Raw genomic sequence first — 1,923 nt, forward strand, 5'->3', positions numbered from 1 at the left:
GACTCGGTGTTGAAAATCGGTGGTAGGTGGTGCTGGTTGTGCTGGTTTTTTCTTGACTTTACTCACATACTTACCTTGATTCTCATTGGCGCATATTCGTCTACACACAACACATCTACGGTTATTTGTGTATCTCAAAATGTGTCCATGTGGACAGGGTTTACCGTAAAAATATTTACTCGGTTCCGTGGTCATGAGTTACCTCTTCAAACTCAGCTTCAAATACAGCAGCATGTTCTTGATCGATATCTGACTCGGCTTTTTCATCTAAAACGACGGCTTTCTGTATCTCTATGGATACAGGAAGATATTTGAATATTTTTCTAATGGCTGTTTTCTTTGCCATTTCCTCCCAATGAGTCGCCCACGGAGAGTATGTTTCGGCTAAATTTATTGATCCGTCTTTATTTGTCTTCACTGACTTACTTTGGGCTGCAACCTTGTTTATTTGCTGCCTAGACATTACCTCAAATTGAGTCCCTCCATCTTTTAATCTGGCAACGGCATAAACATGGGTGATGGGGGCGTCATCATTACCGCATGGGACATGTGTTAGCGTTTCATTCAGTCCATATTCGTAATGAAATTGGTCACCCTCTCGGACGGCTCTTGCTGAGATACTGATTATCTGACCGGATCGACGAGCTAAATCAATCATTCCTCGGTAACCAATAATCAACTGGACATCAATTCGCTCGGTAACCCAAGTTCCATCTGTATTGCGCTTATTTTTCTTAAATGGTAAGAGGTAAGCGTGCCCTAATGCGTTACCGGGCTCCAGACCTAATTGAGCGCACTGGACAACAGCTCCGATAAAGCTATCCCTGTCGCACAATCCCAAATCAGGATTTTTTCGAATTTCCGTTGTCACTATTCGGATCATTCGTTCCGCGGTTAAATGTTTTGGTAGTGCATTTGCTAACTGGTTTTTCATTCCCGGTAAGTTAATAAACTGAATTAGCTGTAGATCTTTTGTCTTTTCCTTGACTGCTGTTCCTTGCGTCTTTTGCAAATCAGCTTGCGCCAATGGCGGTGTATTAGTCATTTCTCAACTCCTTAGCATAGTGAGGTAGTGATAGCTCTCTAATACCCGGCCATTCATTTGATTTTAGGCACTGAGCATAGGTTGCTAGATTTCTCTGGTAGGCTGTACGCCCTGCCGACCTTGCTTGTTCGTTCATAACGTAGATCCTGACGGGATAACGCCCGCAATCCACTGTGGTACTGACAACCAGAAAAACGAATGTTGGAATTTCTCCTGTGAGTTCGTTGTATCCGTCCGAATAAAACGCATCCTGCACGTGATAACGGTAGTCGTAGAACGCCCTGTCAAACCTGTTCATGTCTGCTGCTGTTTTGACGTCTACTATCCAGTGGTGCGCCTCAATTAATTTATCCGGCCTGCTCCTACATAAAACTCCAGTTGCAGCATCTTCCCAATAGATGCTACTTTCCGCTCTGCCTGCTGCCTCTAGACACCATTTAGCGATCGGATGAGCTAACGTGCTGTCTCTCATTATTTTCAACTTCCGATGTTGTTCATAATCCATGATGATTTTCCCTGTGTCGGCGCATTCTTTTAGAAACTCTTGTTCTTCCTGCTTTCCTGCATTGGTGCGTCGATTGAATGGAGGCGCCTCAATGAACCTCTTGCTGAACTCATCCGGTTCCAATAATAGGCAATGCAACGCTGTTCCCATATCTAATGATTTGATTTTTTCCTCATCAATAGGAGCGCGCCGTTGCCATATCAGTTCGGCGGGGGATTGGTCGATTATGTCCAACTGCGACTTGCTCACCCCCTCGCCCTGATGATAATCCTCGTTGGAAATGTCATAATAGATACCGGGTTTCATGTAGTTCTTCCTCCACTGCTCGACACACATCAAATAGCCATTCGTTGTATTTTTCGATTAATTCATC

The 1,923-nt window shown here is 44.1% G+C and carries 1 protein-coding gene and 1 pseudogene; both read right to left on the bottom strand.

Going from position 1 to position 1,923, the window contains the following annotated elements; all coding sequences use genetic code 11:
- Nucleotides 1-175: 175 nt before the first annotated feature.
- Nucleotides 176-1,045 carry a recombination protein RecT gene (recT, locus tag IQ211_RS19025; RefSeq protein WP_189761364.1) on the bottom strand — a complete coding sequence of 290 codons (870 nt, stop codon included), beginning with the start codon at nt 1,043-1,045 and terminating at the stop codon, nt 176-178.
- Nucleotides 1,038-1,856, bottom strand: a pseudogene (locus IQ211_RS19030) (PD-(D/E)XK nuclease-like domain-containing protein); the annotation flags it as partial. The pseudogene IQ211_RS19030 and the gene recT, both read right to left, overlap by 8 nt.
- Between the last annotated feature and the right edge of the window lie 67 nt (nt 1,857-1,923).

It is taken from the genome of Xenorhabdus griffiniae, from assembly GCF_015163655.1.
In the GTDB taxonomy this organism is placed as follows: Bacteria; Pseudomonadota; Gammaproteobacteria; order Enterobacterales; family Enterobacteriaceae; genus Xenorhabdus; species Xenorhabdus griffiniae.

What these genes read in the sequence shown, in the direction of transcription:
- recT (WP_189761364.1), bottom strand. Translation starts at nt 1,045, where the DNA reads ATGACTAATACACCGCCATTGGCGCAAGCTGATTTGCAAAAGACGCAA.